The organism is Paenibacillus sp. MAH-35, assembly GCF_058135425.1.
On the sequence record NZ_JBYUPU010000005.1, the window covers coordinates 73,052 to 85,545 of the forward strand.

Annotated in this window: 11 protein-coding genes; 6 read left to right on the forward strand and 5 right to left on the reverse strand. The window is 54.3% G+C overall.

The window, feature by feature from the left end:
• The first annotated feature begins 107 nt into the window (after positions 1-107).
• Complete coding sequence (locus AC3Y2E_RS06850; protein WP_379208503.1) at positions 108-827, forward strand: CAP domain-containing protein; 720 nt, start codon at positions 108-110, stop codon at positions 825-827.
• 311 nt (positions 828-1,138) lie between these two features.
• Here AC3Y2E_RS06850 and AC3Y2E_RS06855 read toward each other — a convergent pair whose 3' ends face one another.
• Positions 1,139-3,667: an SEL1-like repeat protein gene (locus tag AC3Y2E_RS06855; RefSeq protein WP_379208505.1), complete on the reverse strand. Its 2,529-nt coding sequence runs from the start codon at positions 3,665-3,667 to the stop codon at positions 1,139-1,141.
• Positions 3,668-4,000: 333 nt separating this feature from the next.
• Here AC3Y2E_RS06855 and AC3Y2E_RS06860 point away from each other — a divergent pair, with 333 nt between their 5' ends.
• Positions 4,001-5,839 carry a UbiD family decarboxylase gene (locus tag AC3Y2E_RS06860; protein WP_379208507.1) on the forward strand — a complete coding sequence of 613 codons (1,839 nt, stop codon included), beginning with the start codon at positions 4,001-4,003 and terminating at the stop codon, positions 5,837-5,839.
• 117 nt (positions 5,840-5,956) lie between these two features.
• Here AC3Y2E_RS06860 and AC3Y2E_RS06865 read toward each other — a convergent pair whose 3' ends face one another.
• A complete protein-coding gene (locus tag AC3Y2E_RS06865) occupies positions 5,957-6,487 on the reverse strand; it encodes a hypothetical protein (protein WP_379208509.1) in 531 nt (176 codons plus the stop codon).
• Between the two features lie 100 nt (positions 6,488-6,587).
• Complete coding sequence (locus tag AC3Y2E_RS06870) at positions 6,588-7,943, reverse strand: aminotransferase-like domain-containing protein (protein WP_379208511.1); 1,356 nt, start codon at positions 7,941-7,943, stop codon at positions 6,588-6,590.
• Between the two features lie 156 nt (positions 7,944-8,099).
• Between AC3Y2E_RS06870 and AC3Y2E_RS06875 the strand changes: the two genes are divergently transcribed.
• The 3 genes from AC3Y2E_RS06875 to AC3Y2E_RS06885 all read left to right on the forward strand — a co-directional run bounded on the left by AC3Y2E_RS06875 (position 8,100) and on the right by AC3Y2E_RS06885 (position 10,044).
• Positions 8,100-8,894, forward strand: coding sequence for an arylamine N-acetyltransferase family protein (locus AC3Y2E_RS06875; RefSeq protein WP_379208513.1), 795 nt, complete (start codon positions 8,100-8,102; stop codon positions 8,892-8,894).
• A 48-nt stretch (positions 8,895-8,942) separates the two neighbouring features.
• Complete coding sequence (locus AC3Y2E_RS06880; protein WP_379208515.1) at positions 8,943-9,371, forward strand: VOC family protein; 429 nt, start codon at positions 8,943-8,945, stop codon at positions 9,369-9,371.
• A 262-nt stretch (positions 9,372-9,633) separates the two neighbouring features.
• Positions 9,634-10,044, forward strand: coding sequence for a VOC family protein (locus AC3Y2E_RS06885; protein WP_379208517.1), 411 nt, complete (start codon positions 9,634-9,636; stop codon positions 10,042-10,044).
• A 71-nt stretch (positions 10,045-10,115) separates the two neighbouring features.
• On the opposite strand, the gene AC3Y2E_RS06890 is transcribed toward AC3Y2E_RS06885, so the two are convergent.
• Both AC3Y2E_RS06890 and AC3Y2E_RS06895 read right to left on the reverse strand, forming a co-directional pair.
• Positions 10,116-10,310: a hypothetical protein gene (locus AC3Y2E_RS06890; protein ID WP_379208519.1), complete on the reverse strand. Its 195-nt coding sequence runs from the start codon at positions 10,308-10,310 to the stop codon at positions 10,116-10,118.
• 247 nt (positions 10,311-10,557) lie between these two features.
• Entirely contained in the window at positions 10,558-11,508 is a 951-nt protein-coding gene (locus AC3Y2E_RS06895) for a helix-turn-helix transcriptional regulator (protein WP_379208521.1), read from the reverse strand.
• A gap of 131 nt (positions 11,509-11,639) precedes the next feature.
• On the opposite strand from AC3Y2E_RS06895, the gene AC3Y2E_RS06900 reads away from it, so the two are divergent.
• Complete coding sequence (locus AC3Y2E_RS06900) at positions 11,640-12,389, forward strand: alpha/beta fold hydrolase (protein WP_379208523.1); 750 nt, start codon at positions 11,640-11,642, stop codon at positions 12,387-12,389.
• The last annotated feature ends 105 nt before the right edge of the window (positions 12,390-12,494 follow it).

Below are 12,494 nucleotides of genomic sequence, written 5' to 3' on the forward strand. Positions count from 1 at the left end.
GGATAAATTGAAGACGGTTTGCAGAAACTTTATTCGTAATCCATCTCACGCGTCCAACGTACAAGGAGGTATGGGTCATTAAAAAATATATTATCGTCGCAGCCCTTTTGGCTGTTACAGCCTGCGGGAATACGGTTACAAAAAAGCAGGCGGCTCCCGATCAGATCAAGCTCGAGCCCAGGTCTCATCAGGCTTTCCCGTCGCCGAACTTAACGCAAGCGTCCTCCCTCTCCACAGCGGACGGCGAAAATCCGTCGATTACGATGCAGCAGATTCCCTACGACGGTACAAGCTGGATGGACTGGCTCAATCGGATCAGCCAACCGGTCCCTCAGCAATACCCCGTGAATCCGCCAGTCAATCAGCCGGTGCAGCAATATCCGGCAAACCCGCCGGCGAGTATGCCTGCGAATCCCGCCGCTCCGGCGAATCCGGCAGCGCCTCAGCCGTCGGCCGATCCATCGGAGTATGCTTTGCAAGTGCTGGAGCTGGTGAATAAGGAAAGAGCGAATGCCGGCTTGAATCCTCTGGCTATGGACGACAATCTGACGAAAGTCGCGATGGCCAAAGCTCAGGATATGTACAACAACAATTATTTTGACCATCAGTCTCCGACTTACGGGTCCCCGTTCGATATGATGAGGGCGTTTGGCATCACGTACAACTCGGCAGGCGAAAATATCGCCAAAGGCCAGACAAGCCCGGCTGAAGTCATGAATCAATGGATGAACAGCCCAGGCCATCGCGCCAACATCTTAAACACCAGCTTCACCAAAATCGGGATCGCTTATTACAATAACGGATGGGTTCAAGAATTTACAGGTTAAATGTAGGATGCCCATTAGCGCAAAAAACACGCTGAATCAGCGTGTTTTTTGTATGGTCTTTGCCGAAGCGGGTATGCTCATGTCGCCCTTTGCGGGCCACCTTGCCAAACGGTTCGGAGCGATTTTAGAAGGCCCAAATCGCTCTTATTTCCCCATTCAGACGGATTTCGGACAAAATAAAAGCTGCGAACCGCTCTTATCCGGCTGCATCCTGCCCGGCAAGCAGGATGCAGGGCTGAGCGGCCGCGAACATCCAGCCCATTCATCCCCGGTTCGTTTCTCCGATCCCGGGCCGAAGCGGAGGGCATTCCTTACGAATTCGCAAGCAGGTCCTCCGGGATATCCAGTCCGGCCTTTTCGGCCTCCCGAATATGGTAGTCCGCCAAAGATTCATCCGCTTCCTCCTTCCCGCTCCTATAGATTCGGGCAAGCTCGATATGTGCGGCCGGATAATCCCGCTCCAGAGCGGCCTGGAAATACTGGATGGCCGAATCCGTATTTTTCGTTACGCCTATCCCTTGGCTGCAGCAGATTCCCATATTAAAAGCCCCCACCTCGCAGCCGTCCTCGTAAGCGAGCCGGTAGTAGGATACGGCCTTCTCGGCATGTCCCCGCTGTTCATGGATATAGCCAAGCCGAATGTAATTCGGAGAGCCGAGCGCTTCCCCTTGCTCATAATGGCCGAGCGCCTTGCCGAGATCGTGCGGGACCAGCAATCCGTCAAAATAAAGGTCGGCCAAGTTGTTATGGGCGTAAGGATTGTTCCGCTCCGCAGCCTCGCCAAGCCAGTGCAGCGCCTGATCGATATCCGTCGCTGTGCCGACGCCGTCCAGGTAGCAGACGCCCAGGCCGTTCATCGCATCGACGTCGCCCGCCTCGGCACCCTGTTCATACCAGTAAAAAGCTTTGTCGCCGTCGGCATACCCTTCTGTCGAATGATACGTGCTGCCGAGATTGTTCATCGAGGGGCCGTACCCTTTCTCCGCCGCGATCGTATCATACAGAATCGCTCGCTCGAAATCGCCCCTTTCGTATGCATCCTGAGCCTGGTTGTACAGCTCATGCATCGGGTTCTCATCCGCAGCATCGCCCCCCGGGTCGTCCGAATAAGCATACGCGAGCAGGCGCTTGAGAACGTCCGTTTCAAAATAACGGCTGTAATATTCGTCTTCCGCTTCCTCTCTCACCACCATCCGGTCAGCTCTCGTCAGACCTTCCGGGCTCACGACATAAACGTCCGGGCCTGCAACGGCGTAGGCGCTGGCTTCCTCCAGCAGTCTCCGCTCCACATAATCGAATTCGAAGCCGCTTATCCAGTGGTCATGCGAATCTGCGATGCCCCACCGTCCGTTCCGCCGCAAGGCGAAAACATGCTCGCACAGCCAGCAGACCGCCTCGTAGTCGTCCAAAGGAAACAGCCAGGACGGATGATCGGGGTCGCCGTTAAATACGCCTGTTTTCCCGTCCTTACGCGCCAGCACCAGGTTGCTTGCCCGGCCTTCCCTATCGGCGGCCTGCAGATCAATAAGCGCATCGTACCCGTAAGGAAGCAGAAACGTTTCCTGCTTGATGCCGAGAATACCGTATTGTTTCCCTTTGCGTACGATGAGCATGTTCGGGAAATCGGTTTGCCGGTTTAATTTATCGAAGCCCGATGCGAGAAGAGTGCCGTTCTTGTTATACAGAGAGCTGGAGTTTACATTCGTATGCGGTTTTACGAGAAGAAGCCCGTCGCCGACCGGTTCCAGGGCACTCACCGGAAATTGGCCGACGTAGGCAAATTGCTCGTTGAAGATGTGCCGGTTGTGTTGACCCTTTACGGCGGTATGGTAATAGCCGAGGCCGTTCTCGAACGGTTCGTCATAGGTTAAAGGCACGATGACGGAGCCGCTGCTGTCCAGCACGCCCCACTTCCCGTCCTGCTGCGCCGCAAAATAACCGCTGTAATCGATGGCTTCCAGCTGGTCATACCGGGGGTCGGCGACTAGGCCGCCGCTGGCGTTTATCAGGCCGAAACGGCCGCCGCGTTTGACAATGGCGGAGCTGCAGCCGTATTCGAAGTCGGAAGCATCCTCCCATTCAAGAGGGATCGTGACGACTCCGGACTTGTTCACATAGCCGTATTGGCCGTCTCTAGCGACAACGGCGACGTCTTCGGGGCCGAATTCGGCAAATACGTCGAATTGCGGTTGGAGCAAGATGCTGCCGTCCTTGTCCTTCAGTCCCCGCAAGCCGTTCTCCTCGAAAATGACCGCACCGGCTTCCTCTTCAAACGGCAGCCAGATGCATCCCCAGCCGTAGTCGTAGCCTTTATAGTTGAGCAGCTCGGCAAATGAGCGGAAGCCGGGGCTGACGCCCATCATATCGGCATAACGGAGCAGGGAAAGATCGTTTTGCTCCATCGCGTTTTGAATCATAGCATTGTTATGGGCAATTTCGGCCAGCCAAGCTTCCGCCTGTTCGGCGTGAGGGATCTCGTCCATATTGAACACATCCCAGGCGTCGAGGTGAAAAAAAGGCTGCTCCAGCCGATCCAAATAGTCGAACAAACGGAGTTTGGCTTCCGCAAATGCTTCATGATCGATGATGAGCCCGTCCTGCTTCTCCAGAAAGCTGTAAAAAGCTTTCAGATGCTCGATGCCCGCCCGGGCATTGTAATAAAGCCCGGCATTGTCGGGCTCCGTATGATTATTGTAGTTGTTGCCGGATATACACCCGCCTTCGACCAGAAGCGGCTGAAGCAACAGGGGCAGCTCATAGCCCCATTCCATCATCATCGTATCGCTGTCCTTCGCTTGAGCGGGTTCGCTGACATTGTATAAGTAGACTCTATGCGACATGGCCGTCAATGCTCCTTCTGTATCGTTTTGCAAGTAAACGGAAGTCTTGTACTGCATTATAGCAGTTGTTCTTTCCAGCCTGTATGATCCTCTGGTAGGAATCAACCCGCGATTTCTGCGACTTTCGCTTCGAGCCCTTAGTTAATGCCGCAGTAACGTTATATGGAAAACCGTATCGTTTTTGTGACAACGCTCCGCATTCATTGACCTCGGCTCCGAGTTTGTTGATAATATAGGGGACAATCTATCGTTCGACTGGGGTTATCACGATACATACGGAAGTACCCGGCCTGCGCAAGCGGGTATTATCTTCAAGGGATTGGGGTCTTGCAGGTGAGATACAGCAATCTGGAACAATGCATCATCGACTTGGAAAATCATGGACATCTGGTCCGCATCCGCGAGGAAGTGGACCCTCATCTGGAGATGGCGGCCATCCATCTGAACGTATATGCGGCAAGCGGTCCCGCGCTGTTATTCGAAAATGTGAAAGGCTCGAAGTATCGCGCCGTATCCAACCTGTTCGGCACGATCGAGCGCAGCAAATTCATCTTCCGCGAGACGTTCGAGTCGACCCAAAACGTCATCGGGGTGCGCAACGATCCGATCAAAGCGCTGAAAAATCCGTTCAATTACATCGGAACGGGCTTGTCGGCCCTGAAGGCGCTGCCGATCAAGCAGTCCGGCGGTCTTCCGCCCGGATTTCAGGAAATCCGAATCTCCGATATGCCGCTGATCAAGCATTGGAAGGAAGACGGCGGCGCTTTCGTTACCCTGCCTCAAGTGTATTCCGAGGACCCGGAGAAGCCGGGCATTATGAACTCCAATCTGGGGATGTACCGGGTGCAGCTCAGCGGCAACGATTACGAGCTGGACAAGGAAGTCGGCGTCCACTACCAGATTCACCGCGGCATCGGCATACACCAGGATAAGGCGAACAAGCTCGGCCAGCCGCTGAAAGTAAGCTGCTTTATCGGCGGACCGCCCGCCCATACGTTGTCGGCGGTTATGCCGCTGCCCGAAGGGATGAGCGAGCTGACATTCGCCGGACTTCTCGCCGGACGCCATTTCCGGTACAGCTATATCGACGGGTATTGCATCAGCCATGATGCGGATTTTGTCATCACCGGGGAGATCCATCCCGGGGAGACGAAGCCGGAGGGGCCGTTCGGCGATCATCTGGGCTACTACAGCCTGACCCACCCTTTCCCTGTCATGAGGGTGCACAAAGTATACGCGAAGCAAAACGCGATCTTTCCGTTTACGGTCGTCGGCCGTCCTCCCCAGGAAGACACCTCGTTCGGCGAGCTTATTCACGAGCTGACGGGCGGAGCGATCAAGCAGGAGATCCCGGGGGTCAAGGAAGTTCACGCCATCGATGCGGCCGGCGTGCATCCGCTCCTGTTCGCGATCGGCAGCGAGCGTTATACGCCTTATGAGCAGGTGAAGCGGCCGGCCGAGCTGCTGACGATCGCCAACCGGATTCTCGGGACTGGCCAGCTCAGCCTCGCCAAATATTTGTTCATCGCGGCTGAAGAGAAGCGGACGTTAAGTACGCATCATATCGAGGATTTTTTGACGTATATCTTGGAGCGGATCGATCTCCATAGGGACATCCATTTCCAGACGAATACGACGATCGACACGCTCGATTATTCGGGGACCGGCTTAAATACCGGAAGCAAGGTCGTATTCGCTGCGGTTGGAGATCCGATCCGGACGTTGTGCAAGGAGGTGCCGGACGCGCTGCACGGGCTGCGGGATTATGAGCCTGCCCGGCTGATCATGCCCGGCATCGTGGCCGTCAAAGGCCCGGCGTTTACAAGCTACGCGAACGTGGAGCAGGATATCCGGAAGCTGTGCGAAGCGGTTCGGGACAGAGGCTCGCTCGCCTCCTGCCCGATGATCGTTTTGTGCGACGACAGCCACTTTATGAGCGCAGCGATTGACAATTTCCTCTGGGCCACGTTCACGCGCAGCAACCCGTCCCACGATATCCACGGGGTGAACGGCTATTACGAGCACAAGCATTGGGGCTGCGACAACGTCATTATCGACGCCCGGACGAAACCGCATCAAGCTCCGCCGCTCGTGCCTGATCCGGAAGTCGAGACGAACATCCGGCGTTTCTTTGCGCAGGGCGCCAGTTTAAGCGGGGTTCCGATCTCGTAAGCGGCATCGACGCCGGGGAGATAAAGAAAGCAAAAAGGACTGTTCTTGCGGCAGCCCTTTTTGCTTTTTTGGTTGAACAGCAGCTTCGTTTGCCTCTTCCGCTGAAGGAATCTTCCTCTAAGCAAGCATATACCGGATCAAACCCGATAACGCAAAGCCGAACAAAACCGTACCCGCGCCGATGCCCGTTATCGCACTGTTCGCCACCTGCAGCTTCCGGGACAGAAACAGCGACAGGACCGATACCGCGACAAGAAGCGCCGCCAGGACGTTCAAGCTCGGATCGGCAAACACGCTCGAAAGGCCAATAAAATGAATGCCCACAATAAAAGCAATCCAGGGGGCAACGTAATTTTTTTGCTTCAGCCTGATCAACGCAAACGCCCCGGCCCCTGCCAATGCAAATTCAACATAAACCGTAATCAAATAAGTGCCGAATGCGGCCGAGTCCGACAAGGCGGAAGGCGCGTTCCAGTTCGTCACGCTTAGGTAAACGCCGGCGAGACAGAGCAGCAGGGCGGCGCCTGAAGCGATGCCGATATATTTGCGCCAGCCGGGTTTCGGATCTTCTTGCGCCCAGCCGAACCAGCAAAAGCTGAACAAACCGAACACCGAGGCGTACATCATATAGTCCCGTATATATTCCATAAAACTCCTCCTATCGTGGATAAACAGAATGAATCTCTCCAGAGGAGAGTCGCTGCTTCGATCATTCTTAATGAGCAAAAGCGGTTGATCGCGATCCGTCTCAACCGGGCAACGACCGTCCGCCGCTCCGTTTCACTTCCTCTACAATCGCCTTGACCCCCTCCTCGATCCGCTCCGGCTGGGCGCGCGAAACGCTGATCCGCAAAAACTTTTCCCGCTCCAAGTAACCTGACATATAAAACCCTTTACCGGATTCCACCTGAATGTTCCTCGCCGCCAGACGTTTCGTCAGAAGCTCCAGATGAACCGTTTGCGGCAGCATAAATGGCATATAAACTCCCGATCGGATATCCCCCGCCCGAATCAGCCCGTCGGTATTATGCCGTTCAAGCGCCTCATTCAGCAAACGTATCCGCGCCGCGTATTGGCTGATGATTTTGTGCTTGTGCCGCTCGTACATGCCGTTTTTGATATACACCTCAAGCGCGGCCTGGGACAACAGCGAAGTGTCGGCATATCGTTTGTGCTTGCGGAACGTCTCCAGCAACTGACGCGGCATAACGGCGGCTCCCAGCCGCAAGCCCGGGAAGATGATTTTCGAGAAGCTTTTCAGATAGATGACGCGCGACGCGCTGTCGTACGAATAGATCGGCTCGAACCCTCGTTCCTCGCCCAAGTCGGCCATGTAATCGTCTTCCACCACGTATACGTCGTATTTGGCGGCCAGCGCAGCGATTGCTTTTCTCTCCTCCGTGCTGTAAGAGGTGCCCAGCGGATTGTGATATCTCGGCATTGTATACAAAAATTTGATGCCGCCGCTCTTGAATACCTCCTCCAGCTCGCGCAGATTGATGCCGGTCGTCGAACGGGCGATCCCTCTGACCGGCAAACCTTCCGTCTCCAAAAACCGCAAGTACAGATCGTAACCCGGCTGTTCGACCACAATGGTTTCTTTCCCGTTCGGAAACGGCATTTTCGCCAAAATCTCAAGCGCGGCCTGCACGCCCGAAGTAATCATAATCTGATCCGGGCTCGCAAACACCTGATCGCCGGCAAGATGAGAAACGAGCGTCTGTCGAAGCTTCTCCAGTCCGTTCAAATCCCCGTAGGTAAACAAGTTGTACTTGTAAGTATCGATCGCTTTGTTCAGGCAATGCTGAAAGTCCAAATACGGAAACAGGTTCAGATCCGGCGAAGCCGAAGCGAAATCGATCGTCTCATCTTCGTTACGGGCGTCCCGGTCGGGCTGCCGCTCGACTACATAATAGCCGCTCTGGGAGATCGAATAAATCGCATGGCGCCTCTCCAGCTCCGAGTACGCCCGCAAGATCGTGCTGACACTGCAGCCGTATTCCTTCGCGGCATCTCGTACGGAGGGGAGCTTTTCGCCGGAGCGGTACTGCCCTACCATCAATTTCTGCTCCAGATCGGATAGAATGGACATATATTTTTTCACTAGGTCCTCCTGATGTCAGCTTCGGAAAATGGCCCTCTCCGGTTTATTATACAAGACTGCGCCTGCTGCTGTACCGTAACACTTTGGAAAAAAGCTATTGTTCCGGCTCTCAACATCGCTTACCTTGTAAGTAATTGCTGCAGAGGAGGAACGGACATGAGTGAGCTGACTGCATTATTTCGCAAACGAATCGGATTATCCGGCGACGAGCCGATCGCCTGGGACTCGCTGCCAAGCGCCCTGGCTCAAATGGCGATAACGATCCCGTTCGAAAATTTCGGTATTATTCGCAACCGAATCAACGACATTAGCGAACGGAATTTAATTCAAAAAATCATTTTCAATCGCGAAGGCGGCCTCTGTTATGAGCTGAACCCGCTGTTGTATCTCGTCTTGATCGATAACGGCTTTGATGCCGTCCTGACACGCGGGGTCGTATATAATCATGCGTCCCGGACGTACATGTCCCTCGGAAGAACACACGTAACGATCCTGATCGCTCATCAGGGAGAGACATACCTGGCGGACACGGGCTTCGGAGGAAATCTCCCCCTAACGCCCGTTCCATTATCCGGGGAAACCGTCTCTTCCCTCAATGGGCAGTTTCGTATCCGGCACCGGCCTACCGACCACGGAGACTACACGTTCGAGATGAAGCTGAAGCATAAAGATACCGATTGGAGAATCGGGTACGCCTTCGATTCGAAGCGGCCGGAAGCCGGTCTGTCGGAGTTAAACGAGATTCAGAAGATCATCGCCGGGCACGAAGAATCTCCTTTTAACAAAAACCGGTTGATCACCAGACTTACCAACAGCGGCAATGTAACCTTGACCGATCAGACGTTTACCGAGTGGCGCGACGGGCACGTTACCAAAGAAGAAATGAATCGGGAGACATTCTCGGAGCGATTGTATCGTTTTTTTGAGATGGAAGATTCAAAAGTGCTATAATTTGGATATACGGCCGCTATACAAAGAAAATCATGGAGGGCTTTCCGGATGAAACCGCGAATATCTGTACTCACGCTGGGAGTAGACGATTTGGAACGGGCTTTGAGGTTTTACCGCGACGGTCTCGGGCTGCCGACACAAGGGATCGTGGGCACGGAATATGAACACGGGGCGGTAGCGTTCTTCGACTTGCAGGCAGGCGTGAAGCTTGCCGTATGGAATCGCAAAGATCTCGCCCACGAGGCAAAAATCCCGCTCGCTCCGCCGAGCTCGGGCGAATTTACGATCGGCCACAATGTAGGCAGCATCGAAGAAGTGGACGCGGTCATGGAACAAGCCCGTGCTGCCGGGGCCATTATAACCGATCCTGCCCACCATACGTTCTGGGGCGGATACTCCGGCCATTTCCTCGACCCGGACGGCCATTTATGGGAAGTCGTCTGGAATCCGGCATGGGAGATTGCGGACGAATCTTAGTTTCAAAAATACCATATACAGTAGCGGACAAGGCAATTTTTTATCGTAACCAATTCGGCTCATCGCGGAAAAAATCCGCATACCGAACAAAGCTCACCGAGACGGATCTTCATCTTTCTTGAATTCCGTATGATAACTCCATATGAAATCGTTTAATATAGGAGTAGAGTCGGCTGCGATGCCTGCAGCTGCTGCTCTGTAATGAGGCTTTAGCAGACGGTTTACGATTCGCCAGATCGATCTTTAAGGAGGGATTTTAGCGATGGAAAGCGGCAACTATTCCCCGAAAGGCTACCAAAGCGTAACTCCATACTTTCATGTGCGGGACGCCGGGAAGCTGATTGATTTTCTAATCCAAGCTTTTCAAGGAGAACGATTGAATCGTCATACCGACGATAACGGGTTTCTGGTCCATTCGGAGGTTCGCATCGGCAGCACGATCCTAGAAGTGTCGGAAGCCAAGGGCGAGTATCCGGCTCGTCCCAATACGCTTCATGTATTCGTCGAGGACACGGACGCCTGTTACCGGAGAGCGCTGGACGCCGGAGCCAGGTCGCTCTACGAACCGGCGGACATGCCGTACGGGGAACGAAGCGCGGGAGTGGAGGATGCTTTCGGCAACTATTGGTACATCGCTACTTTCACCAAAGGAAGCGGTTCCGGCTACTATTAGGCTTACGCTCGGAATTGGGCCAAAAAAAGCCCGGCGAATCCAAAATCGGAACCGCCGGTTTTTTTCACGCGTCAAGCTTTTCTCAAAATCATCCACCAGTTACGGTCGAAGGATGGCAGCTCCACCTCTTCCAGTCCGATACCGGCTTCCATTATCCATGCTCTCGCCAAGTTGATGTAGTTGCTGTGAAACTCGGACGAATACCCCAGTTGCTCGTATCCGGCATACGTACAGTTGTCAAAAATCATATATCCGCCTTGTTTCAATAGGTGTCCGCCACGTCTCAACGATTTGAATAAACGGCTCGAAAGCCGCCCGTCGCAGCGTACCCGCCTCATGGTACCTCATGACCGCCTGCAGCATCTGCGGCTCGATCGCCCACCAGTTGTTAGTTATGGTGTCGATCCCTTCGATCCCGGCAATGATCGTTTGGACGATATCGTTATTGGCGTGGTGGAAGGAAACGACCTCGAACGTGCCTGGGTCGCAATAATCCAGAATACGCGCTCCGGCTTATTCGTTATTGTCGTAGACGGATTTCAGCGACTCGATCTTCCGTTGCATGTATTCCACCGCTTCGGCCGGCTCCACGATTCTCGCATCCGCCCCAAGCCTCCATATATGGTCTGCATAAAAGCGCATGTTTTCAGGCGAGATTCGGATTGTCGCCTGACCGCCTCCGCCTTCCTGCACCACCAGAGAAGGGCCGAACCATTCATCCGACTCCAGCTGCCGCACACCGCTTCTCGTTAGACTTACCGTAAACGGTATTGGATTCGCGTCGACGTTCTCCGGACGATTCCACAAATCCCACCGGTCCGCCTCTTCCCTCCATTCCATCGATTCGTTCAGATGCGCCGAGCGGATCCGGTCCGCCCGGAACAGTCTGACTTCCCCGCGCAGAAAGCAATATGCCGGGCAATACCAATAACCGCTGCTCGCATACAGGCCGATAGGCTGAATATCGCGCTCCTTCACGCCTTGACCTGAGCTATACCCGATCGTCACGACGCAACGGATCATGATGGCCTGAAGCAGCGTCCTGAGACATTCCGGGTTCATCGCCCGGCTGGGACTTAGGATCGCCACCTTCTGTTTCAAACGGTCGATCCGATCTTTTACATCGGCCGGCAAATAGTGATAGAACTTATGAAGCGCGGATTCGGCCCCCTCGTCGAATGGGAGGGCGCTGAGATTGTTCAACGACTGGCAGGCAACGAACATCGCGACGGCTTCGCCTTCGGTGAAGGCGATCGGCGGAAGCATCCGCTCCTGTAGCAGCCTGTATCCGCCCCCACGGCCTTGGACGGAGTATACCGGGACGCCGAGTTCGCTCAGCTCCTGCAAATCTCGTGTAATCGTCCGCGCGGACAAGCCGAATTCGTCCGCCAGCTGTTGAACGGTAAAAGACTTAAGGGCATTGATCCGCATAATGAGCTGCACAAGCCGCTGCGATTTTGACACGAGCCTCTCCCCTTTCCGTTAATTTTTATTGTAACATGCAAACAAGACAGGACCTGTCTTATTTAAATGATACAGTGTTCATAAAGTACAACGCACCACCAGTAGCGATAAGCGGAGGGAGAATGATACTTATGAAGCAAGAACGGGTACAAGAGAGGATCGGATTCGTGTTTATACATGGCGCAGGTTTGGAGGGACGGGTATGGGAGCAAGTAACGGATGGACTCGGTTTCCCCGCTTTGCTGGCAAACTTCCCGCTGCGGGACAACACTTACGAATCCAGGCGTAAGCTTACGCTGCAAGATTATGTGAGGCATATCCGGGATCAGGTGATGGAGTGGAACGCGGATCGGATCGTACTTGTGGCGCATTCGCTCGGCGGAGTTCTCGCCCTTCAGCTTGCCGTCGAATTATCCGGACGTCTGGCTGGATTTGTGGCGGTTTCGGCGGCGATTCCGAAGCAGGGCGGATCGTTTCTGTCGACACTGCCGCGCCCCCAAAGAATCCTATTGCCGATCCTGCTGCGCACAGCAGGCACCCGGCCGCCGGCGTCCGCCATCCGCAGCGGTTTATGCAGCGATGTGTCCGCAGAACAAGCCGAGGATATCGTGCGAGGGTTCGTGCCGGAATCGGTCCGCGTTTATACGGATCGGATCGATGCCTCCGCTCTCGAGGTGCCTAGGCTGTATATCCGGCTGAAACAAGATAAACAGTTCAGCCTGTCCCTTCAAAATAAAATGATAACCAACCTCTCGCCGCAGCACGTGTACGATTTGGACGCCGGACACTTGCCGATGCTGAGTCAGCCGGACCAGCTGCGCGCGATGCTGCAGCGCTTTATGACCGAGGCAGTATATCCGTTTTCAAGCCAAAAGTGGTAATGAATCTATCAACATGTTCCACCAAGCGTCGAAGTTAGCTTTCCTCGTTTCCGGTATGATATAATATGCTTTTGTAATAGAATTGCCCATATACCGTCATCTTTG

Coding starts and splice junctions, on each gene's coding strand:
- AC3Y2E_RS06855 (WP_379208505.1), bottom strand. CDS start 3,667: ATGTCGCATAGAGTCTACTTATACAATGTCAGCGAACCCGCTCAAGCG.
- AC3Y2E_RS06865 (WP_379208509.1), bottom strand. CDS start 6,487: ATGGAATATATACGGGACTATATGATGTACGCCTCGGTGTTCGGTTTG.
- AC3Y2E_RS06875 (WP_379208513.1), top strand. CDS start 8,100: ATGAGTGAGCTGACTGCATTATTTCGCAAACGAATCGGATTATCCGGC.
- AC3Y2E_RS06880 (WP_379208515.1), top strand. CDS start 8,943: ATGAAACCGCGAATATCTGTACTCACGCTGGGAGTAGACGATTTGGAA.
- AC3Y2E_RS06885 (WP_379208517.1), top strand. CDS start 9,634: ATGGAAAGCGGCAACTATTCCCCGAAAGGCTACCAAAGCGTAACTCCA.
- AC3Y2E_RS06900 (WP_379208523.1), top strand. CDS start 11,640: ATGAAGCAAGAACGGGTACAAGAGAGGATCGGATTCGTGTTTATACAT.